The organism is Nocardia veterana NBRC 100344 (assembly GCF_000308855.1).
Taxonomy (GTDB): Bacteria; Actinomycetota; Actinomycetes; order Mycobacteriales; family Mycobacteriaceae; genus Nocardia; species Nocardia veterana.
Window position 1 is genome coordinate 1 of sequence record NZ_BAGM01000072.1, and the last position, 21,050, is coordinate 21,050.

At 66.9% G+C, this 21,050-nt stretch carries 22 protein-coding genes and 1 pseudogene; 6 read left to right on the forward strand and 17 right to left on the reverse strand.

The genetic code is table 11. The features are described 5' to 3' along the window. Positions 1 to 963: quinone oxidoreductase family protein (locus ON37_RS12215; protein WP_217999931.1), on the forward strand; the 963-nt coding region annotated here is incomplete at its 5' end. A 92-nt stretch (positions 964 to 1,055) separates the two neighbouring features. On the opposite strand, the gene ON37_RS12220 is transcribed toward ON37_RS12215, so the two are convergent. Beyond that, positions 1,056 to 1,244, reverse strand: coding sequence for an FAD-dependent oxidoreductase (locus ON37_RS12220; protein ID WP_444543874.1), 189 nt, complete (start codon positions 1,242 to 1,244; stop codon positions 1,056 to 1,058). A gap of 91 nt (positions 1,245 to 1,335) precedes the next feature. Next, on the reverse strand, positions 1,336 to 1,950 hold the full coding sequence (locus ON37_RS12225; protein WP_040719204.1) for a dihydrofolate reductase family protein: 615 nt from the start codon (positions 1,948 to 1,950) through the stop codon (positions 1,336 to 1,338). A 313-nt stretch (positions 1,951 to 2,263) separates the two neighbouring features. Between ON37_RS12225 and ON37_RS32915 the strand changes: the two genes are divergently transcribed. Further along, complete coding sequence (locus ON37_RS32915) at positions 2,264 to 2,431, forward strand: hypothetical protein (RefSeq protein ID WP_157171437.1); 168 nt, start codon at positions 2,264 to 2,266, stop codon at positions 2,429 to 2,431. 258 nt (positions 2,432 to 2,689) lie between these two features. Here the strand turns inward: ON37_RS32915 and ON37_RS12230 are convergent, their stop codons facing one another. The 4 genes from ON37_RS12230 to ON37_RS12245 are packed head-to-tail and all read right to left on the reverse strand — an operon-like array spanning position 2,690 to position 7,154. Next, a complete protein-coding gene (locus ON37_RS12230) occupies positions 2,690 to 3,625 on the reverse strand; it encodes a TAXI family TRAP transporter solute-binding subunit (RefSeq protein WP_040719205.1) in 936 nt (311 codons plus the stop codon). After that, entirely contained in the window at positions 3,622 to 5,043 is a 1,422-nt protein-coding gene (locus ON37_RS12235) for a sensor histidine kinase (RefSeq protein WP_040719206.1), read from the reverse strand. Before ON37_RS12235 ends, ON37_RS12230 begins: the two co-directional genes overlap by 4 nt. Positions 5,044 to 5,071: 28 nt before the next feature. Beyond that, the gene (locus ON37_RS12240) at positions 5,072 to 5,731 is read right to left on the reverse strand and encodes a response regulator transcription factor (protein WP_040719207.1); all 660 of its coding nucleotides are present in this window, start codon (positions 5,729 to 5,731) and stop codon (positions 5,072 to 5,074) included. 46 nt (positions 5,732 to 5,777) lie between these two features. After that, complete coding sequence (locus ON37_RS12245) at positions 5,778 to 7,154, reverse strand: MFS transporter (RefSeq protein WP_083892934.1); 1,377 nt, start codon at positions 7,152 to 7,154, stop codon at positions 5,778 to 5,780. Positions 7,155 to 7,942: 788 nt separating this feature from the next. Here ON37_RS12245 and ON37_RS12250 point away from each other — a divergent pair. Next, positions 7,943 to 8,905: a LysR family transcriptional regulator gene (locus tag ON37_RS12250; protein WP_210742679.1), complete on the forward strand. Its 963-nt coding sequence runs from the start codon at positions 7,943 to 7,945 to the stop codon at positions 8,903 to 8,905. A 17-nt stretch (positions 8,906 to 8,922) separates the two neighbouring features. Here the strand turns inward: ON37_RS12250 and ON37_RS12255 are convergent, their stop codons facing one another. The 4 genes from ON37_RS12255 to ON37_RS12265 form a co-directional block, all read right to left on the reverse strand. Beyond that, entirely contained in the window at positions 8,923 to 10,326 is a 1,404-nt protein-coding gene (locus ON37_RS12255) for an MFS transporter (RefSeq protein ID WP_051031508.1), read from the reverse strand. Beyond that, positions 10,323 to 10,826 (reverse strand): nuclear transport factor 2 family protein, encoded by a 504-nt coding sequence (locus tag ON37_RS12260; RefSeq protein WP_051031509.1) that lies wholly within the window; start codon positions 10,824 to 10,826, stop codon positions 10,323 to 10,325. The genes ON37_RS12255 and ON37_RS12260 overlap by 4 nt, the downstream gene beginning before the upstream one ends. Before the next feature lie 36 nt (positions 10,827 to 10,862). Next, on the reverse strand, positions 10,863 to 11,171 hold the full coding sequence (locus tag ON37_RS32920) for a hypothetical protein (protein ID WP_157171438.1): 309 nt from the start codon (positions 11,169 to 11,171) through the stop codon (positions 10,863 to 10,865). Positions 11,172 to 11,415: 244 nt separating this feature from the next. After that, the gene (locus tag ON37_RS12265; protein WP_210742677.1) at positions 11,416 to 11,895 is read right to left on the reverse strand and encodes an HIT family protein; all 480 of its coding nucleotides are present in this window, start codon (positions 11,893 to 11,895) and stop codon (positions 11,416 to 11,418) included. A 74-nt stretch (positions 11,896 to 11,969) separates the two neighbouring features. Between ON37_RS12265 and ON37_RS34125 the strand changes: the two are divergent. Both ON37_RS34125 and ON37_RS12275 read left to right on the forward strand, forming a co-directional pair. Continuing rightward, positions 11,970 to 12,327: pseudogene (locus ON37_RS34125) on the forward strand (recombinase family protein); the annotation flags it as partial. A gap of 672 nt (positions 12,328 to 12,999) precedes the next feature. Then, positions 13,000 to 13,611: a DUF4328 domain-containing protein gene (locus ON37_RS12275; RefSeq protein WP_157171439.1), complete on the forward strand. Its 612-nt coding sequence runs from the start codon at positions 13,000 to 13,002 to the stop codon at positions 13,609 to 13,611. A gap of 66 nt (positions 13,612 to 13,677) precedes the next feature. On the opposite strand, the gene ON37_RS12280 is transcribed toward ON37_RS12275, so the two are convergent. From ON37_RS12280 to ON37_RS31740, 7 genes are all read right to left on the reverse strand, one after another. Next, positions 13,678 to 14,166, reverse strand: a complete 489-nt coding sequence (locus ON37_RS12280; RefSeq protein WP_157171440.1) for a hypothetical protein — start codon at positions 14,164 to 14,166, stop codon at positions 13,678 to 13,680. A 151-nt stretch (positions 14,167 to 14,317) separates the two neighbouring features. Then, complete coding sequence (locus ON37_RS12285; protein ID WP_040719210.1) at positions 14,318 to 14,512, reverse strand: hypothetical protein; 195 nt, start codon at positions 14,510 to 14,512, stop codon at positions 14,318 to 14,320. Between the two features lie 658 nt (positions 14,513 to 15,170). After that, positions 15,171 to 16,127, reverse strand: a complete 957-nt coding sequence (locus ON37_RS12290) for a glycoside hydrolase family protein (RefSeq protein ID WP_245553171.1) — start codon at positions 16,125 to 16,127, stop codon at positions 15,171 to 15,173. Positions 16,128 to 16,691: 564 nt separating this feature from the next. Continuing rightward, complete coding sequence (locus ON37_RS12295; RefSeq protein WP_040719211.1) at positions 16,692 to 17,105, reverse strand: NUDIX hydrolase; 414 nt, start codon at positions 17,103 to 17,105, stop codon at positions 16,692 to 16,694. Continuing rightward, positions 17,089 to 18,024, reverse strand: coding sequence for a formylglycine-generating enzyme family protein (locus tag ON37_RS12300; protein WP_210742674.1), 936 nt, complete (start codon positions 18,022 to 18,024; stop codon positions 17,089 to 17,091). Before ON37_RS12300 ends, ON37_RS12295 begins: the two co-directional genes overlap by 17 nt. A 5-nt stretch (positions 18,025 to 18,029) precedes the next feature. Further along, on the reverse strand, positions 18,030 to 18,317 hold the full coding sequence (locus ON37_RS12305; RefSeq protein WP_040719212.1) for a ubiquitin family protein: 288 nt from the start codon (positions 18,315 to 18,317) through the stop codon (positions 18,030 to 18,032). Next, positions 18,314 to 19,264, reverse strand: a complete 951-nt coding sequence (locus ON37_RS31740; RefSeq protein WP_040719213.1) for an NAD-dependent epimerase/dehydratase family protein — start codon at positions 19,262 to 19,264, stop codon at positions 18,314 to 18,316. The genes ON37_RS12305 and ON37_RS31740 overlap by 4 nt, the downstream gene beginning before the upstream one ends. 1,219 nt (positions 19,265 to 20,483) lie before the next feature. On the opposite strand from ON37_RS31740, the gene ON37_RS12320 reads away from it, so the two are divergent. After that, the coding region (locus ON37_RS12320; RefSeq protein ID WP_040719215.1) for a helix-turn-helix domain-containing protein at positions 20,484 to 21,050 on the forward strand (567 nt) is incomplete at its 3' end.

The following is a 21,050-nucleotide window of genomic DNA, read 5'->3' on the forward strand; positions in this document are numbered from 1 at the left end:
GATCCCATGGCGACAATTGACGCCGCGCTCGTGGAATCGTTCGACGAACCGCCGCGCTACCGGTCGATTCCGGAGCCGCAGCCCGAACCCGGCCGCGAGGTCGTGGATGTACTCGCCGTCGGCGTGCACCCGGCCACGAAGGGGATCGCGGCGGGCAAGCACTACACCAGTCCCACCACATTGCCGGCCCTGGCCGGTGCCGACGCGGTGGTACGCCGGGCCGACGGAAGCCTGGCCTATGTGATGCCGATGGGTGCGGGCAGCCTTGCGCAGCGTCTGCTCATCGACCCGGCCGCGGCAATCCCCGTGCCTGCCGGTGCCGATCCCGCGGTTGTCGCCGCCACGATGAACCCGGCCATGTCGTCGTGGGTCGCGCTGCGCACGCGGGTGCCGTTCGAGCCGGGAAAGTCGGTGCTGGTACTCGGGGCCACCGGAAATGCCGGATCGATGGCGGTGCAGGTGGCGCGCCACCTCGGAGCGGACAGGATCGTGGCGGCAGGACGCAATCGTGCCCGCCTGGACGAATTGCGATCCCACGCCGACGATGTGGTCGAACTCGCTGCCGACGAGCATCGGACGGCGGCGGCGCTCGCCGCGGCAGCGGCCGAGGTCGACGTGGTCCTGGACTATCTGTGGGGTCCGCCGACCCAGCTCGCCATGCGGGCCGTTCTCGGCGCCCGCACCCAGCACACCCGGCTGCTGGACTGGGTGCAGATCGGCGGCATGGGCGGCCCGGAGATCACCTTGTCCGGCCACGCCTTGCGCTCCAACGCATTCCGCATCCTCGGCAGCGGCTTCGGTGCCATCACCGGCGAGGACCTGCACCGGTCGCTGTGCGAGGTCGCCGGCGCGATCGCTACCGGTGGATTGCTCGTGCACCCGCGCCCGGTCCCACTCGCCGAGGTCGAGAAGGCATGGATTCACGTCGACGCACCTGGTGAACGGACCGTCATCATCCCCTGAACCACGTCGGCGCCCGGCGCAACGAGTTCGCCGACCCACCTGCCCGGCCGCGTCGAAACGATCTCGTCGCTGTCGGTGCCATGGTCGAGGCATCACGTGTCCGTGCTCAGGATCTCTGCGGCGGCCCGGTAGCCGCTGCGGACCGCGCCGTGCATGTAGCCGTTCCAGGTGGTGGCGGTTTCGGCGCCGGCCCGGTGAATGCGGCCGACCGGAGCCGTGTGGGTCCAGGCACCGGCGGCCGATCGCCCGCCGTAGCATCCGCGAGGAATTCCTCTGCGCACCAATCCCGTTCGCGGATCTCGATCGGCGCGTCGGCTTTGACGCCGAAAGTACTCGACCGGTGACCGAAGGATCAGCGTTGTCCAGTGACGGCTATTTCCGGCCGGGTACTCGGTTCTTGACGTCGTCGTAGCCGACCTCGGCGGGTGCCTCGGTCGGCGCGTAGATCACGCGGATCACGCCGGTCGGAAACGTCTGCGTCGCTATCGTCTTCAGGTGGCACGGTGCGTCGCCGTCGTCGAACAGCTTGCGGCCCTTTCGCGCGGCGACCGGGTGGATCAGAAGCCGCAGCTCGTCGACCAGCCCCGCGGCGAGCAGCTGCTGCACCACGGAGATCGACCCGGGAATCAGGATGCCGGTGATACCGGGGTCGGCCTTGAGTGCGGTGACGGCATCGAGGAGATCGCCGTGGATCAGCTCGGAGTTGCGCCAGGAGAACTCCAGCGGACGGCGTGAGACGACGATCTTGCGCAGGTCCCCGAGTCGCTCGGCGAGCGGAGCGTCCTCCCCACCCGCCGCCTCACGATCCGGCCATGCTCCGGCGAAGCTGTCGTAGGTCTCACGGCCGATCAGCAGCACGTCGGCGGTGTCGTAGTCCTCGCTCACGGCCCGGCCCATGTTCTCGTCGAAGTACGGGAAGTGCCATGCGGGGTCGATCTCTGCCACGCCGTCGGCCGAGATGAACAGAGTAGAGATGACCTTTGCCATCGTGGAGGTCCTTCCGGGTCGGGTGATGTCGATAGGTAGAGATCGGTGTCGCGGCCGATATTCATCGGTCCGCGACGAATCCGGCCGCCGGACGGCACAACTCACGATTCAAGCCGGTCGAGCGGTGACGGCACCGGCATTCGCCGAGGGCAGTCGTGCAGAGGGCTTCGGAGCCTATTGCGCCGCCTCGGGGATGCCGAGAGCTGCGCGTTCGGTTCCTATCGGGCATACCGGAGGTTGCCTTGGCCCCGGAGGCGGCCGGACATCACCAGCGAGCCCGCGATACTTGGCGGTGACCGGGTACCCGTCGGGCATGGACCCATCGGAAAAGCGAGATCCAGTCTCGGCTGAAATCGAATCTCAGGAACCGGACTTCGCGGGCGAACACGCCGGCGCCACACACGCGGACGAACATCCCCAGGACGAAGACATCGAACGCGACGAATCGACGCCGGACGGCTTGGCCGGTATGGACGACTGAACCTGTCGCCGCCCTGGTCATCGGGACCTGTGCGAGATGCACAGCGCGCAGGAGCGGGAAGCGGTCGATTGCCGAGTTCGGTGCAGGCCGCAATCAGGAACAACCCGATCACCGGCGCACGGCGAGCGGGTAGCCCGAGGAGACAACCCGGGCGAATCGACGTTCGCCGCGCAACCGCTCGACAAGGCCAGGGCCGACAAGAGCGGGCGCGTTCATCAATGCGGACAAGTCGGGAAGGGCTCGTCCGGTCCGACGGAGCTATCCGTGCCAGCGGCGATAGACCGCCGCCGCGCCCGGGTGCAGCGGAATCGGTCCGGTGCTGATCAGCGATCGGCCGTCGAGGAACTGGGTGCCCGCCGCTTCGGCGGGTACCAGCGCGTCGGCATGCCACAGCAACAGTTCGACGATGGCCGCGGCCACCTCCTCGGGCATGCTGCTCGCGGCCAGCAGCAGATTCGCCACCCCGATGGTGTGCACCGAGACGCCGCCCGGATAGGCGTCCGCGGGGATCGCGACCCGGTCGTACACCGGCCCGAACCGGTCGCGCATCGGCGCGGCCAGCTCGCCCATGTCCACCAGCCGCATCCGGCTCGGCACCGCCAGCCGCGCCGTCGGCACGCCGCCCGCCCACAACAGGGCGTCCGTCTCACCGGAGGTCAGGGCATCCACCGCCTGGGCCAAGGGACGATGGGTGATCGCCACGTCGCCGTTCGGGTCGAGCCCCGCGACGCGCAGTATCCGTTCGCCGGTCAAGGCCGCGCCCGATCCCTCCGCGCCCAGGCTCACCCGCGTGCCGCGCAGATCCGCGACCGAACCGATCGGGCTGTCGGCGCGCACGACCAACTGCAGGTAGTTCTCGTAGACCCGGCCCAGCGCGAACACTCGATCGGCGCTGTCGCGCACCGAATCGGCCAGTGCCAGCGCGGCTTCGACCTCGCCGCGCGCCAGCAAGGCCAAATTGTCCTTCGAACCCGCAGTGGTCACCCGCTCGATCCGCACCGCTCCGGACTCGGCGGCGGCCGAGCCGAGCAACCCCGCGAACGCGTGATAGAAGCCGCCCACCTCGCCGGAAGCCAGCCGGACGGTGACCCCACGGCCCCTCGGCCCACAACCAGCGACAACCGCCGCGACGGCCAGCGCGAGGAAACCACGCCGACCGATGCCGCGCCGCACGAGCGCCGCCCGGCCGGTCACCGGGCCTGCCCCGCGGGCAGGCGCACCGATACCGCTAGACCATGCGGACGCACCGAGGCCACAGTGAGCACGCCGCCGCGCGCCTGCGCCAAGGCCGTGGCGATCGGCAGGCCCAGCCCGGAGCCGCCGGCCCCTGCCCCGGAACCTCGGAAGAAGCGGGTGGTCAGCTTGTCGAGCTCGTCGGCCGGAACTCCGCTGCCGTCATCGCGGACGGTGATCGTGACCCAGCCCGGCTCGGTCGCGACGGCCAGATCGACGTGCGCGCCCGCGCCCGCATAACGCGTCGCGTTGCTCAGCGGTACGTCGAGTATCTGCGCGAGCACGTCGGCCGGAACCGCGACATCGGCGGGCCCGGCCACGGGCGTCACGCGCAACTCCTGCCCGGCCGCCTCGAACGCCGAGCACCAAGCGTCGAATCGGTCGGCAACCACCTGCACGGCGTCGCACTGGTCGTCGCCCTCGGCGGTGCGGGCGAGATCGAACGCCGCCGGAGTCTCCGCGACAGCCAGGCTGAGCAGGCCGTCGAGCAGCGCGGTGAGCCGTTCGACCTCGGTGCTCGCACCGCGGAAGATGTTCGCGGCACTCGCCGGGATCGCGGGCTCCAGGGAGTCCAGGCGGATGGTCAAGGCGGCCAGTGGGTTACGCATCGCGTGTGCGGTGTCGGCGACCAGCTGGCGCTGCGCGTCCGCCGAATCGGCCACGGCCAGTGCCATCGCGTCGAACGACTCCGCCAGGGCCCGCATCTCGGGCGGCCCCCCGTAGCGGCCCGCGATCGACACCGGCGCGACGGTGTCGGCGCGCGGCTTGGGCAATGTCGCGGTCAACTCCGCGACACCGTGCGACAACGCCGCCAGCGGCCGCAGCACCCAACGACCGATGGTCACCGCGAGCAGCACGAACACCGCCATCGCGACCAGGCCGCCGAGCGCGATCACCGACCAGGCTCGGGCGATGTCACCGCGCGCGCGGGCCGTCGACGCCTCGATCACCACGGCTCCGTTCACCTGCACGCCGGTGCCGACCGGCCGCGCCACCAGCATGGTCGGCGCGCCCCACGGCGTCAGCTTGTCCACCGCGTGCGGACGCTGATTGCGGCGTGCGGCGGCTACCGCCGCGTCGATGCCGGGATCATGCAATTGCGCGCCCGCGTTCACTGTCGTCGCACCCCTGGCGTCGACCACGAGCACGCTCTCGCCGTACAACTCGTGATAGCGCGCCACCTCGTCGGCCAGCGCGCGGTTGTCCCCGGCGGTGATCGCGTCGTCGGCGAGAGTGGCGAAGCGGTCGGCGTCTCCCGAGCGCGCGAGTACCAGCTCCTGGGTGCGGCTGGTGGCGACGGTCAGCGACAGCGGCACCGCGAACGCCAGCACCGCGATGGCCGCGAACAGCGTCAGCGCCACGAGCAAACGACGCCGCATCGCCCACCTCCGGCCCGCCGGACCGAGCTCACTGCCCCCACCGGTATCCGTACCCGCGGATGGTGGTGATCAGGCCGGGCCGGTCGAGTTTCGCCCGCAAGCCGGTCATGTGCACGTCCAGCGAACGCGAGATCCCGACGAAGGCGTCGCCCCAGATACGATCCATCAACTGCTGCCTGCTCACCGCTGCCCCCGGGCGCTCCACCAGCGCCTCGACCAGCTCGAATTCCTTCTGGGTCAGCGACACCGGCTCCCCGGCCACCTCCACCACGCGTGCGCTCAGGTCGACCCGCACGTCACCGGTGACGACCACCGACTGCGCCTGTCCCGCCGCCGCGGCCGCCCGCCTGGTGACGTTCTCCAACCGCGCGACGAGTTCCGCGATCCGCGGCGGCTTCACCAGATAGTCGTCGGCGCCGCCGCGCAGGCCCCGCACGATCGAGCGTTCGTCACTGCGCGCGGTCAGGATCAGCACCGGAACCGAGCTCACCTCGCGCAGTCGCCGCAGCACCTGCAGACCGTCGCCGTCCGGCAGTCCGAGGTCGAGGATCACCGCGTCGTAGTCGCGATGCGCGATCAGCAGATCCGCGCCGCGGCGCTTGCGTTCGGCGCGGTAGCCGCGGGCGTTGAGCGCCTCGACCAGCGCGTCTCCCACGCCGTCGTCGTCCTCGACCACCGCCAGCCGCACGCGCCGATCCTCCCACAGGGGGCGGACCGGCGCATCTGCCGGTCGGTCAATCACGCACGGTGACCATCGGCCGTCCCGCCTCGACCGCCGCGGCGCCGGACCCGGTCTCGGCGCCGGCGGCGGGTTCGGCCGCGTCGATCGCCGACGAGGCCGAGGTCTCCCGCATGAAGTAGTAGGTGATCAGCGAGACGGCAATGCACCCCGCGACGTACCAGAAGTACAGCGGCTCGTGGCCACCCTTCTTCAGCGCCAGCGCGATCGTCTCCGCGGTGCCGCCGAAGATGGCGACGGTCAGGGCGTAGGGCAGCCCGACGCCGAGCGCGCGGATCTTCGTGGGAAACAGCTCGGCCTTCACGATCGCGTTGATCGAGGTGTATCCGGTGATGATCACCAGCGCCGCCATCATCAGGCCCCACGCCGCGACCGGATTCGTGGTGTGCGCGAGCACCGTCATGATCGGCACGGTCAGCAGCGTGCCCGCCACACCGAAGAAGAGCAGCAGCTTGCGTCGGCCCACCCTGTCCGACAGCGCGCCCGCCAGCGGTTGCAACACCACGAAGACCAGCAGCGCGATGAAGTTGATCCACGCCACGGTCGACTTGGAGATGCCGGAGGTGTTGATCATGAACTTCTGCATGTAGGTGGTGTACGTGTAGAACGCGACTGTTCCGCCCAGCGTCAACCCGACGACCACTAAGCATTCGCGGGGGTATTGCAACAGGATCCGCAACGAGCCGCGCGACTGCCGCACCGCACCGGCCGCCGCGGCGGCCTTCTGCCCGGATTCGGCGCGGAACTGCTCGGACTCGTCCATGCCGCGCCGCAGCCACATCACGATCAGCGCACCGGCGGCGCCGAGCACGAACGGAATCCGCCAGCCCCAGGCGTTCATCTGGTGAGCGTCGAGGAACTGTTGCAGCACGATCTGCACTCCGAGCGCGACGAGCTGGCCAGCCACCAGCGTCACGTATTGGAAGCTCGAGTAGAACCCGCGCCTGCCCTCCGAGGCGACCTCGGACAGATACGTCGCGCTGGTGGCGTATTCACCGCCGACCGACAGCCCCTGCAACAGCCGGGCGACCAGCAGCAGGGCCGGAGCCGCCAAACCGATGGTCTGGTAGCCCGGCGTCGCCGCGATCATCAGCGAACCGACCGCCATCACGGTCACCGACAAGGTCAACGCCGAACGCCTGCCGAACCGGTCGGCGTACCGGCCCAGCGCCCAGCCGCCGATCGGGCGCATCAGGAAACCCACCGCGAACACGGCGGCGGTGGACAACAGCTGCGCGGTCGGATCGTCCTTGGGGAAGAACGTCTTCGCGAAGTACACGCTGAACGCGGCGTAGACATACCAGTCGTACCACTCGACGAGATTGCCGATGGATCCGCGCAGAACATTCGCGACGACCCGGCGCTCACTCATGGGTTGTGTCGTAGTCACAACATCTCCTTCTCCGACGCCTCATCACGTCGTCGGAGATCAGTGTGTCGCCAGTCACACAGTGGCGAAATGGCTCTCGATGGTTCCTAACAGTTCCTTAGGACGATCGCCGGGAAGCGGCGGCCGATCGCCGCATCGGAGAGACCGGTAGGCAAGCTCGCGGGGGAGTGGCCGGCCGAAGCCATGCGGGAGCGCCGCTCCGTATCCCGACGCGAGGTCATTCTGGCCGCGCTGCGGTTGCCGAAACGTCTCGAGGCCTGAAAGAGGTTGAACCACAATGGGCTTCGGTGTGAGGCATGGCGACTTCCTGTCGGGTGAGCCCGACGGCGCTGGGGGCCGACGCCGGCCCGAACGGCGGTGACCCCTGAGCGGGCGGGCGTCACCATGTTCACCAGGGCCGACCACTTCCTTCGGATGGAACGTGTCGGCGGCGCCCAGGATCCGTTCCCGCAGCGGTATACCAGCATGGGATTGCTTGCCGGACAGACGAATTCGGCAACGCTGCCCAGGTTGGTGGCCGGGATCGTGGCATTTCCGCCGAAATCCAGCGTTTGTGAGGTAGGCCACGCTCCAAGCCGGTGTCAGCCACGGTTCGCGTGATCCGGAGACCGAACCAGGTGTCCAACAACCCGGTTCGAGGAAATTATTCGGCTTCTGTCCCCACCCGGGAAGGGGCCCTCAGCAGCGGTTCGGCGCGGTAGCGGCGCGGGCGAATGTGGCCCAGTCCCGGCTGCGCGGCCTAATGTGCAACGAGGTCACGGCCTAGAAGGATGATCGAGGGGCTGCGAGAGGCGTGCATCGCGGCGATGGTTGGGTGGAGCATGGTGGAGCGGTACGAGATCGAGGCGTTTCTGGTGTTGGCCGAGGAGCTGCATTTCGGGCGGACCGCGGAGCGTCTGCACGTATCGCCGGGCCGGGTCAGTCAGACGATCAAGGCTCTGGAGCGGCGCATCGGCGGGGCTCTGTTCGAACGCAGCAGTCGCCGTGTAGCTCTCACTCCGGTCGGGCGGCAGCTTCGCGACGAACTGCTCCCGGCGTATCAGCAGATCCAACTGGCCGTCGCCCATGCGACGGCGGCCTATCAGGATATTCGTGGTGTCCTGCGCTTCGGTTTCACTGCCCCCTGGACCGGTGAGCTCGTCCTGCGGGCCGCGGATGCCTTCTCCTCCCGCCACTCCCGTTGCGTTGTCGAACTCCAGGAAGTGACGTACAACGCCGCCATCATGGCGCTGCGAGAGAAGAAGGTCGACCTGCTGGTCGCCGAGTTGCCTGGCGCGGAGCCTGGCATCTCGGTGGGGCCGGTCCTGTTCCGCGAGCGCCGGGCCCTGGCGGTACCCGCCGTCCATCCGCTGGCTATGCGGGAAACGGTGTCGTTGGAGGACCTCGCCCTGCTGCCCCTGGTTATGGGGGTCGGGATGTCCTCGTCGTGGCGTGACGTGCATTTTCCGAGGCGCACACCCGAGGGTCGCCACATCGAGCACGGCCCGGTTGGTGCCGGCTGGCAGGAGATACTTTCGCTGGTCGGGGCGGGGAAGGGAGCCACCGTGGCTGCCGCCAGAGCGGGGCTTTATCACGCCCGGCCCGATATCGCCTACGTTCCGTTCGACGACGCGCCACTCATCGAGTACGCGCTGATGTGGCGGGACGCGGACCAAACAGTCGGGCTCGAGGCCCTCGTCCAAACTGTCCTCGACTGTGCGGCGCGGTCGGCCGGTCGGTCCGGGCCGCGCTGAGACCGCCCCAGCGGCTCTCACTCCTCCGCGGCCTGCCGTGCGGGCCCTGGCAGCAACAGAGTCGCGCCTGCCGTCGCCACGAGCCCGGCCGCTGCGAGCAGCACACTCCATCGCATACCGGCCAGGAACGTGGTCGCCCCCGCCAGCAGCGCGCCGTAGACCGCCACGGCGATGGCCCCGCCGATCTGGCGTGCGGTGTTGAGTACCGCGCCCGCGGTGCCTGCCCGGTCCGCGGGCACGGCGTCGAGCAGCATCGCGGTCAGCGCCGGCACCGCCAGCGCGCCGCCGAGCCCGACCGGAACCATCAGCAGCGCCACCGCCCACACATGGGTATGCGCGTCGATCACGGTCAGAGCCACCAGCCCGGCCGTACCCACCAGTTGTCCCGCAACCATGGGCACCCTCGGGCCGAACCGGCCGGCCAGCTTCGCCGAGGCCAGGTTGACCACCGCGACGAGCGCCGTCATCGGGATGAACATCAGGCCCGCATGCAGCGCCGACTGGCCGCGTTCCTGCTGCAGATAGAGACTGAAGACGAATACCCCGCCGTAGTAGGCGGCGTTGAGCATGAAGCCGACCATCAAGGACACCGCCACCACCCGCGAGCGAAACAGCGGCAGCGGCAGCATCGGATGGGTGCCCTTGGTCTGGGCAGCGAGAAAGGCGGCCGCCGCAGCCACGGCCACCAGCAGCGACGCCATTACGGTCGGTCGATCGAAGCCCTCGGCGCCGCCCTCGATCACACCGTACGTCAGCCCGCCCATCGCCACGACCGCCGTCACCTGCCCGATCGCGTCGAGACGGGAAGGCAGCCGCGGGGAAGTGGGCACGCGGGTGAGCAGGGCGAGCGCCAGCAGGCCGGCGGGCAGGTTGACGAAGAAGATCCATCGCCAGCCCACGGAAGCGGTGAGCGCCCCGCCGAGTACCGGGCCGGCCGCCACCGCGACCGCGCCACCCACCGTCCAGACGGCGATGGCCCGCGCCCGCTCGGTCTGCTCAGGGAAGCCCTGCCGGACCAGGGCGAGCGACGCCGGCATCATCACTGCCGCTGCGGCCCCCTGTACGAGCCGGGCGGCGAGCAGCACGCTGAGCCCGGGTGCGAGGCCGCAGGCCGCCGAGGCCAGCGCGAAGAGCACAAGACCGCCGCCGAAGGCCCGCCGGGCCCCGATCCGGTCGGACAGCGCGCCCGCGGAGAGCATCAGGGCGGCGAACATCAGGGTGTATCCGTCGACGACCCACTGCAGTCCGGACATGCCGCCGCCGAGGCTGCGGCCGATGTCGGGCAGTGCGACGGTGACGATCAGCGCGTCCAGCGAGATCAGGAAGAAGCCCAGCAGCGCGGCTGCGAGCACCACAGGCGAACCGGCCTTGGTCGTGCGCAGCGCGTCGGGCGGGCTGGGGACGGGGCGAACGGACGTCATGCGGACACGTCCGGGCGGTAGCTGACATCGGTCGGGCCGTTCAGAGCCGCCTGCGCAGCTCGCGCGGGCAGGTCCTGGTTTCCGTGGCCCCAGGTCGCCGTCATGGTCACGGAGATGATCAGCCATCGGGTGCCGGTGCGGGCCAGTTCCCAGCGGTAATCGCCGCCCAGCGTCCACAGCCCCGAGCCGTGCGCGACGGACAGGCGGTGCGTGGCCTGGAAAGAGGCCGTACATACTGCGCGATCGCCGTCGAGCTGGACGAGCTGGTTGCCGACCAGGTGTTGGGTGGCGTCGTATCCGCCGAGCGCCGCTGCCCAGGCATCGACAATCTCCTGCGGGGTGAGCTGGGCCGGCTCGCCGCCGTTGAGGCTGGTGTAGTCCAGCACCACCTTGTCGGCGAACAGGCCGCGCAGCAGCTCCCATTCGCGGCGATCCGCGTGGACGGCCATGCGGGTGCAGGTCTCGGCAACCGCGCACTTGGACTCGGCGGAATCGGACATGGCAGGTGATCTCCTCGAGGGCATACCGGTGCTACTTCAAAGGTTGGATGTACGGCAGGTCGGCATCGACCGCCGGAAGGTGGCCAGTGGGCAAGCAAACTCGCGATGCCCGCGATGTCGGCGGGCCGCCGACACATACACGCTCACATCCGACGGCGCCTCGAACAACGCTCGATTTGTAACTCCAGGTTTAGCTGAGCTAAACCATCTCGCCGACCACATCCGTTTGGCCTGCAGCGGATATTTGTAGGGATCGTCGTTGCCCTGCCCGTGCCGGATCACCCGTTCGATGCGGTCCGCAACCGGCGCGTGCCGAGCATGGTCTTCGCGGGCGGTGACCAGCAACGCGCCGATCCGTTGCAGCAGGTTCGGGTAGCGCCCGGATCCCCTTGCGGCCGTGTCGAATAGGCGCAGCAGACTTCGGCGGCCGGGCCCTCGTCCGGCTCCGTGCGCTCCGTCGCCGGGTACCGATGCGCCCAGTGTTGGCGCGCCGGACTGATCAGATCCTGGATTCGAAGATCATCCGGGAAGGTACCGCTTCCCGGTCAACCACAGGTTCTGATCCTTGCTCGGTTCTCGCGAATGTCCGCTACTGCCAAGTCGAGTGAGCGTCCCGAGACTGGAGCGGTACCTCGTCCTTCGTGAAATGTACGGCGAGCCGCTCGCATAGCGTGGCCAACATGGGTTCATCGACATGCGGCCCGTCGCTCCAGGAGGCGAACCAACTCACAGTGTCGGGAGTGCCTTCGGGGCGGACAAACACATGCTGATGGAAGTGCGCGACACTACGCCCCGTGATCGCTGAGAATACGTGATCAGGGGACAGTTCAGTGCGAAGCGCGTACGCCGCGCGGCGAACTGCCCACCCGACGGCAGCACCCTCGGCATCGCTCAGATCGGCCAAGGTCGGCGCGTGACGGACGGTTTCGACGAACAGGTAGCCGGGCATCGGCACGCCCTCGGAGAGTGGGCGGTGCGTCACGACAACCAAATCATCGGTGTAGATCACCGGGCCGACCAAGCGGCCTGTGCCGCCATGCTTTTCACAGATGAGACACTCATTCCCCACCGCGCGACTGTATCGACAAACGCACTGTCGTGCCGCATACCGCGCTGACCGGCCGGCCAGGACGAGCGTTCTGCATGCATGTGAGCTGTCTTTCCGGGGTAGACCACAACAATGCCTCCGGCAAGGACCCCACCCGTCCCACACGCGACGAGATGATCGCCTTCGTTCGTGCCGGCGACACCGTCATCGTGCACTCGATGGACCGTCTAGCCCGCAACCTGGACGATCGGCGGCGGCTCGTGCGCATCCTCACCGGCAAAGGCGTGCGGGTCGAATTCGTCGAAGAGAACCTGACTTTCACCGACGGGGACTCACCTGTGGCGAACCTGCTATTGAGCGTGATGGGGGCCTCGCTGAGTTCGAACGCGCGCTCATTCTCGACGTCAACGTGGAGGGATCGCCGCGGCGAAGACCCGCGGCGTGTACACGGGGGGGCCGAGCTGGGGTTCACCGACCTGCGCCGGTTCGGGGAACTGCCGCGAGGTGGCCACCTCGCCGCACCGGAGCAGCCGGAATCGCTGGTCGGGCAGTCGGCGGGTTCTTCAGCTCATCACGGCGAAACCGACTGCGCCACAAGATATCCGAAGCGCCGGTGAGGGGTATCGACGTCATCCTCGCCCGGCTCTCGGCGCTCGCGAAAGCATGACGCTACTTGTTCGGATTCCATCGAGACCAAAAGCGGCGCTTTCCCGATAGTGCGCGACCGGGGGATTGTCCTTATCGCAATACCTCGAGTCCCGAATTCGGATCGATCTCCTCCATCACCGCGAACGGCATCGGCTCATCGGGGAGGCAGCGGTGGTGCTGACCTGGATCTGCACCCGGCCAGCGAGTGACAGTGACGGCGGGTTCGCCGCAGGACGGACTCCGGTGTTGCCGGGTGCGCCGCCGCACAACACTGTGACAAGAAGAGGTTTACCCGGCGGCGCGCGGTGCGGCGAGTTGGGCTGGTGCGCCCAGTGCTGTCGCGTCGGTTTCGGGTCGATCCGTGGTGGGCGGAAATCACGCCTGTGACCGCGATGGTGGCTCGGTCACCGTGACCGCTTCCTGATTGTGGGAAGGCGGCCGTTGCTGGTGCCGCGAACCCCCGGGCAGGATCAAGCGGTGGCACAACCGATGTCGACTGCGATCACCGTCTCCGACCTGCGCCGCCCTCCTACTGTGTCGATCTGGGTGGCGGCAACGGTCGGGCCGTTGATGATCGTCGCGGCGTTGCCGACCTTCGGTCATTCCGCGCAGACCCTGGGCGGCCGGATCGGACCGGTTCTGCTCGGTGGCGGTCTACTGGTCACCGCCTTGTCGATAGCCGTCGCCGGAGTTCTGTTGGTGCTGTGGTGTTCCCGAGCCAGAGCGTTCGCGTCCGGCCGCAGCGGGCGGCGCCCCAGACTGTCGCCCGCGTTGTCGACGATGAGCTGGTTCATCCCGATCGGCAACCTGTGGCTCCCCGCTGTGGCGATGCGGGATCTTGTCGAACTTGCGGTCGACAGCGATGCGACTGTCGGTGGGCGCTTGTGGGGCTGGTGGATGTGCTGGGTGGGGTCGTGGATCGTATTGCTGGTCGGTATCGTGAGCTTCGCCTCGCATCCGGACGGGATGGCGGGACTTCTCGCTGTGACGTTGTTTTTATTCACGGCGCTGCTGTTTGCCGCGGGCGCATTTTTGACCGGGCTGCTACGCCGGATCGTTCGCTCGTTGACCCCCGATACCGTGATCTGAGCTCGTTCTCCTTACTCGGAGGCGGAGAGCAAGCCCCGCGCGAAGGTCGGTCGCGCGCCGCGATTCTCATCGCCACGTTCCCCGCGGAGGGTTCCCGTCTTGTCTCCATTGGACCTGTGTGGGCGGGGTGTGTTCCCCGACCTGGGAGACGAAGATCAGACAGCCGTCGATGCTCTTCCCGGGTGGTAGGAGGTCGAGTTGTTCGTTGTTCACGGCGGTACAACCGTCCGCTCCGTGCAGACCCCACAGTGAGGTGCCCGCCAGAGCGGACAGCTCGGAGAATCCGGTCGATCCGTTGCTGAGGACGAACGGGGTGAACGAGAAGCCGTGACTCGACGTGTGAGTGAGCCGGTAACGCAGGTAATACGATGTGCGGTCGGCGAATCTCGCCGGATCGGGTACTTGGTCGAAGTCGGCCGGGCTGCCGGGATCGATGCCCAGCACCGTGACTCCCTCTTCGCCGATATCGGAACCGATGGTGGCCATGTCGCCGAATTTCATGCTGCCCCGATGCTCGGCGCCACATCCCGCCGCCGACATGACGGCAATCGTCACCAACCACCAACACAGTCGTCGCATTCCCACCCCTCGGCTCGGTGCACGATCGGTCGACCGGTCCCACGGATACTGCCAGACAATTCACGTCTGGGAAGGGGCTCGGCCGCGCAGTGTGCTGTCCGGCCACGTCTCCTCAGCGGTGGATTGTTCAGGTGTGAGATCGGCGCGGCGTGAGTTCAGCCTCGAGCTCGGTGAGTTCGTCTTCCAGCCAGGCGGTATCCGTCGAGTCTCCTGCGTTGGTGATGCTGGGTGCGGGGCCGTAGATGGTTGCGTCGTCGTCGGCGAGTTGAATGCGGAGTTCGAAGGTGCCGATCGCTTGAACGCGTTCGGTATGGGTGAGCATGTGAGGCGGATCGGGCGGATCGAACCCACTGTCGCCGTTGGGGTGCTGCGGTCGAATGGCCTTCGCCCACTGGGGTTTCGGCTGTCATGGTGTGGCGGGAGAGTCGGCGTTGGATGTTCCGGGCCGGCTTCGGCTGTGCCGGTGTGGCTGATTTTCGCTGCCGTCGCCTTGGTTCGGGGTTGTCGGATTGGATTCCGGCGGTGGGGTTTTCGAGTTTCACCAGGTAGTCACGTTTCGCGTAACGCCCAGCCAGGTCCACAATTCTTATACTGCCGGGTCAGGGCCTTTCCGGGTTTCGACCTTTCGTCGTCCCCCGGTCGGCTTCGGCTTGTATAGCCGTCTGGTATGCGGAAATGTCGTTGAATTACGGGTTCGTACCCAGCTGGGTCCTGTGGCTATTGGCGCTGCTGTGGTGACGTGATGTTAGTGTCGCCTCCGCTGCTTCCCGTCCGGGCGCGGCAGGACGGAGCGGACGAGTGGGCCTTACCCAGGCGGGACGTCGGTCCTCATCGTTGGGTGCGGGCCCACCGTATGCGTAGCGCGCTGCCGATTGCGGGGTTGATCGCGTCGGTTCCGGTGGACCCGTTCGCTCGCGCCGGCGGTCCGCGCGTTTCGGTGATTGCGTGGTCGGGGCGGGCTGGTCGCGGCCCGATCGTCCTCACCGCGTGGCGGGCTTCGGGTCCGGTTCCGGGACGGTGTCCAGCTGTTCGGGGAACACGGTGAAGTGGCGGACGAAACCGGACAGGACGGGCAGGTCCTTCGGTGTGGTCCACTCGCCGAGCAGGTCGCCGGTGACGGTGTCGCTGTAGAGATAGTGACCGTGCGTGGGTTCGTCGAGGTCGTAGGCGTCGAGGTAGATCCGCCACCGGCCGTCCGGGAGCGGGATCACGCACTGTCCCTCGCGCGGCTGTCCCGGGCCCGGTCCGCCCCAGCCCGCCCAGTTCCCGGTTCGTGCGAACGTGTACGGGCCGACCAGGCGGTCGGCCACCGCGACCTCGACGTTCTTGGTCGATTCGTTCTTGACGAACGCGTAGTAGCGTCCCTGCGACAACGTGACCGTGGTGTCGATGTAGCCGAGGTCGCCCGGTGCGGGAATGACACCTACCAGCGGTGTGGGCGTGGTCCAATGCGGCCGGCTCAGCGATGAGGTGGTCGCGGTCATGACGCAGGGCCGGAAGATCGTGCCGTCGTGGATGTTCACCAGGACGCTGACCGTGCTGTCGCCGTCGACGAACCATTCCGGCGCCCAGGTGTGGGTGACACCGTCGAACGGAATCGTGTACTCGTACAGGAACTCCCAGTGGATCCGGTCGTGGCTGCGAGCGAAGCCGATGGTGTTGCCGTCCCATGCGGTCGTGTATGCCACGTAGTACTCGCCGTCGAGGTGACGAAAGACGCTGGGGTCGCGGCACAAACCCTTCTCAGTCGTGACCGCCGCTGCCGGGGTGTCGGCGGGCTCGGCATTCGGTGGACGGTAGGCGTCGGCCTGGACGAGCCGGAAATTCGTGGCGTCGGTGGATTCGTAGACCCACATATCGGTCTGGCTGTCGTTGGTGAACGCCGTCATCGTGTATCGGATCGGCGGGGCGGCGGCCACTGCGCGTCGGGATGCCACAACGCTCAACGGTACGCTCGCTGCAAAAGCGAGCATCGCTCTGCGGGACAGCCCGATCGACGTCATACACGGATTATTCAGCGCGTGAACGCTGAATGATTGCTGACACACCGCGCGCGTGAATAGGTCGATATGCTGCTGCTGCTGTTGTGGTGGCAGCACAGACACCGACGCGGGGCGGCCGCGGGACTCTGCTGCGTGGGCCGTGGAGATGAAATGGCATGCGTGCCATCTGGTCTGCGAGCCGGGGCGATGCCGCTTCATGAGGGCGTCGATCCCCGATGTCGACGTTCGCGCGCTTGGTCGAGCGTTTCCGCGATGCAGACAGCGGCCGTCTCGACGGGCGAGTCGCCAGCATGACGGTAGCTGGAAAGTCCGACCTCGTGCAGGGCATCGATCTCCGGTACCCGCGGCCGCGGGTGCGTTCCTGCCTGGCACGGGCAATATCGGTAGGGCAGCGGTTCGTACGTTGGCTGCCCCGCCGATCAGGTTCGGAAAGTCTGATCGGCAGGACTGGGGCCCTCTTGCTGGAAGCCCTGCTGGCAAGCTTCACTGGAGGTGCATCTATTGTCGTCGGTTCTGCTCGAAGTATTCGGCGAGCATCTCGTTCTCTTCGAAACCGAGTGTTGTGGAGGCGATATCCGCCTCGCTGAACCAGCCCAATCTCTGCCCCTCGGTCAACGTGATGGTGTTGATGTCGAGGTCGAGCCTGGTTTTGAAGGTGTGTTCCAGCAGCCCCCAGTGGCGTTCGCGGGTGCAGTGATGGGTGACTGTTTCGGGGTCCAGCACGACTCCGATTTCTTCCTTGATTTCGCGTATGACGCACTGTTGCGGTGATTCGCCCGGCTCGCGATAGCCGCCGAGGAGTGCCCACATACCGGGGCAGGGGATCTCCGGCTTCTCGTCGCGAAGGAACAACAGGATTTGATCCTGTGAGTTGTGGATGATGATGTTGGACCCTTCAGCCGTTGTGGCCATGCGAATGCTCCTTGGGAGTTGTGGATCGAGTGGGACTGTCCGCCGGGGCGGGCAAAGTGGCTGCACATCGGAATCCGAGGTCGAAGGCTGCGTATTCCGGTGCGCCGCAGATACGTTCGCTGGTGCGCGTCTGCCATCGCATCATCTTCCAAGACCCGCCTCGGGCAACGCGAAAGCCGAGTCGAGCTGCGGCCCGGCACCCTGCGTCATAAGTGCCTGGCCGGTAGAAACCGTAGCGGCTGGCGGTCCACTCGGTGACATTTCCGGCCATGTCCTGCACGCCGAATGGCGAGGCCGAATCGGGGAACTTTCCGACCGGGGTCGTGGCAGGTGCGGGGCCGGTGTATCGCCAGTGACGGGCATACCAACGCTTCCAATCGGCGAGTTCGTGCATTGCGTGACCTGCCCAGTATTCGGCGGTGTTCGCGGCTGACCGTGACCATGCCGAGCCCCAGGGCCAGGCCTGCCACACCGCACCGTGCGCGGCGTACTCCCATTCGGCCTCGGTAGGTAACCGCTTGCCCGCCCAGCGGGCGTAGGCAAGGGCATCGGAGTGGGAGACGTGTACGACCGGGTGGTTCGGCCGGTCGGCGACTGCATCCAGCTGCGGTGCCGGCCGACGCCAGGAGATACCGCCCATCGCGTGCCAATAGTCGGGCCCGTAGACCAGGCCCGCGCCGCTGCGTTCGGCATCGGTGATCCATCCGGTCTCATCGGCGAACTCGGCGAAGGCTGCGTTCGTCACCGGGTAGCGGTCGATCCAGAATCCGCTCATCGCGATTACGTGTTGGGGCGATTCATCCTCGAACCACGTTCGCGGATAGTGCTGGATTCTGTCCAGCGATGCCAAATGTGCCTCAGGCGAGCCGATTTCGACGAGCCCCGGGGGAACCCAGATCATCCCGTCGGTTTTGGTCATCGCAGTCACCCACCCATGAACGCCGACAGCACGCACACTTCGTGTTGCGGTCGCGTCAGCGGAGTGTCGAGGCCGTCAGCGGTCGTAACCCGCTCATTGTCGAGCGCCACGGTTGCGTAACGCGGGATGGTTCCCTCGCTGGTCAGCACCCGCGCGGCGACGGCGGGGTACTCGGTGGCGAGCCAGCGCAAGGCCTCGCCAAGCGTTTCCACGTCAGTGCATCGGATGTCGGACATGTCGCGCCCGGTGAGGGTTTGCCAATTGCCGGGCAAGATGAATCGGACCTCGCTCATCTCCGCACCTCGTGCCCGTTGCGGTGCCGGCGCATCCATTCGATCGTCCGGGCCAAGCCCTCTGCCAGCGAGACGCGCGGTGACCAGCCCAGCAGCTCGCGAGCCCGTCGAGGGTCCGGGCATCGGGCAGGAGCGTCTTGTTCGCGCGCCGCGCAGATCTCGAGCTGGCCGCTGCCGGCGGCTGCGATGATCATCATTGCCAGCTCCTTGATGCTGACTTCTTCCGTCGCGCCGGTATTGACGGGCCCGAACTCGGTCGAGTCGAGCATCGCCACCATCGCGTCGACGGCATCGCTGACGTACAGCAGACTGCGAGTCTGCTCACCACCATGCACAGTCAGCGTCTGGCCGGACAGTGCCGCTGCACAAAAGGCCGGAACCGCACGACTGTCGTCGTGCCACATGTGCGGTCCGTACACATTGAATGGGCGGATTACCCCGACCGACGCGGCTTCGCGACGGTGGTAGGTGATTGCCGCAGCCTCAGTGAATACCTTCGATACTTCGTATGCCGACCGAGGGCCCAACGGGTCCACTGCACCATGACACGTCTCGATCTGCGGATGGACGTGTGTATCGCCGTACACATCGCTGGATGACGCGACGACCACGCGGGCACCATGAGCCGCGGCGGCATCGAGGGCATTCATCGTGCCTACCGATCCTGCCCGCAAAGTCTCGATCGGTCTCCTTTGATACTGCGCTGGGGCGGCTGGGCAGGCCAAATGAACGATGCCGGTCACCTCCGACAGGCCTGAGAAGGCCGCCCGGGTCGTGACGTCGGCAGTCCGCAGGGTGAATGCAGGATTATCCAGCACTGCATCGAGATTCTGGTGTCGTCCGGTGCTCAGGTTGTCGATAACGGTCACTTGGTGTCCGTCATCCAGCAATCTCGTGGCGAGATGGCTGCCGATCAACCCGGCACCGCCGGTTATCACGGTATGCATCGATTCACTCCTCTTCCAATGGACTTTTCGGGCAAACGGTTTCGGTCCCCAACAGCGGCCTATCCGGGTGGATGTGCAGGAGTCCGTGGAGGACTCGACATATGAGCTCGGTGTCGCGCTCGTACTCGATCGGCATCGGTGGGCTCGGTACCGGTTGTCTTGCGCGGCAGGGCAATTCAGGGTTGTCATGGCTCGTCACAGACATCAGGGAATCTCGAACAGCCGGTGGCAGGGGAGGGGCCGCATGTTCGGCAGCACCGCTAAGTCCAGCCGGATCGAAACCCCGTCGTGCCAACGTGTGATTTCCTCTCGGAAGGCGAGTGCGGCAACGGCTTCTGCGCGAAAATGCATGGGCGCCATGGTTGGAAACTTCACAATCACGTGCATTTCGATGGCTCTCCACCTCCTTGACCGGTGGGTCAGTCCTCCGTACCGGCAGATACATAGGCGTGTGCAGCTAAGTACGGGAGGCATCCTGGGCCGTGCGCGGCATGCAGCCTCATCACGGCGCCAGCTTCGGCGATACTGCCGAACGTGCGCGGATCTTTCGTGCAGTCGCGAAATGTGCACTCACACAACGCCATATCAATGGTTGGCACCATGCCTCCTCGTGCGATCCGGATGGGCCGCTTCGGAGCGTGACCGACTTGCGGTCATTGCCGAGTTGGTTGAAAGAGAAGAGGCGACCGGCGATGTCCCGGCGCATTCGTGATCTTCGTATTCGACCCGTCGGAACAGCGGCTCCATGACCTCTCCGAATTGGACTAGTTGACGTGCGCGGCAGTCAGCGATCCCCACAGGCGCCGCTATCGAGGCCCGACCCGGAAGGTTGGCGTTGATGCAGCTTGACGAGCGTGCTCGGTTGAAGAGGCGCCTCGTCGACCCGACTGCCTGCGCCGTTGGACCATAAGCCGGTGCGCGGACGCATCCCCACTGGTCGCGCGCATATTTCCGATGCGCGCGGCGCATATGTCGAATGGGCTCGCACCCATCAACCGAAGCTGATTTGATTGCTACGCAACCGACGGCAACCACGACGAGGACAACGGACATGTCGTACCGGGCAGTGCGGTCTTGCTCCAGCTGCGGTGCGCAGCTGGCCCGCGACAATCGTGAAATGCGATGCGGACCGTGCAGCCGCTCCTACGATCGCGCGCCGGCCCTTCCGGCCAACGCGTGGCGCAGCGGAGAACTGCACCGAGCGCTCTCCACGCGGGATATGGGTGCGGTTGTGCGTGCCTATCGCCACCACCCGGCTCATGGCCGCAGAGCGCTGTCACAGGCAGAGCTGGCGCGATGCTTGGGCATCACGCAAGGGCAGCTCAGCCGGATCGAAAACGGGCGCAACCGAGTTCGAGACCTCGATACGCTCGTCCACTACGCCCGACAGCTCCGTATCCCGGCAGCATTACTGTGGTTCGACGCGGACATCGACGAGGCACCACCGCGAGCGGAAATTTCGAGCGGCGAGCTCGTTCGAATTCCCGGCGGCAAGGCGGTGCCAGCGGTGAACGATCCGGTCGAGGGCACGTTGGCGGGGTCTCTGTTGTCGTCGCTCGAGCAGTATGCAACCACCGATATGCTCACTGGCCCGCATCCATTGGTGCCACTGGTCGAACAGCAGATGGGCTTCATCGATCAGCTGGTGGCCGGCAGCCGCGGCCGCGCCCACGACCGACTGCTGTATGTATCGGCGCGATACGCGGAGTTCATGGGCTGGCTTCAACAAGACCTCGGAAACCTTACGGCGGCCATGAAGTGGACGAGTACCGCGCTGGAATTCGCA